This is a genomic window from Arthrobacter sp. Y3223164 (assembly GCF_059091005.1).
The window spans coordinates 1-516 of sequence record NZ_JBNHGF010000818.1 but is presented as its reverse complement, the minus strand read 5'-3'; the positions used below and the strand labels follow the sequence as shown (position 1 = coordinate 516).

General features: G+C 71.7%; 1 protein-coding gene. It reads right to left on the bottom strand.

Translation table 11 applies throughout. From position 1 onward, the window contains the following. The coding region (locus AC5RUJ_RS18190) for a ribonuclease D (RefSeq protein WP_494156511.1) at positions 1-516 on the bottom strand (516 nt) is incomplete at both ends.

Below are 516 nucleotides of genomic sequence, written 5' to 3'. Positions count from 1 at the left end.
GGCGGCGACGGCGGCGCGGCGCGCACCGCCTCGAATTCCTCCAGGGCGTACTCGAGCTTGCCCGCGTCGCGCAGCCTGTCTATCAGGGCCTCGCGGAGCTCGATGAGCACCTCGACGTCCAGTGCGGCGTAGCGCAGCCACGGCTCGGGCAGGGGGCGCGTGGACCAGTCCGCCGCCGAGTGCTCCTTGGCCAGCGTGAAACCGAGCAGGGATTCGATCACGGCGGCCAGGCCCACCCGGGGCAGGCCGGCCAGCCGGGCCGCGAGTTCGGTGTCGAACAATTTGTCGGGCCACATGCCCAGCTCGGACAGGCAGGGCAAATCCTGGCTGGCGGCGTGCAGGATCCACTCGACGCCGCGCACGGAGTCATTGAGCAGCTTCAGGTCCTCAAACGGCTCGGGGTCGATCAGCCAGGTGCCGGCACCCTCGCGCCGCAACTGGACCAGGAAGGCGCGCTGCCCGTAGCGGAAGCCCGAGGCCCGCTCGGCGTCGATGGCGACCGGACCGGTGCCGGCC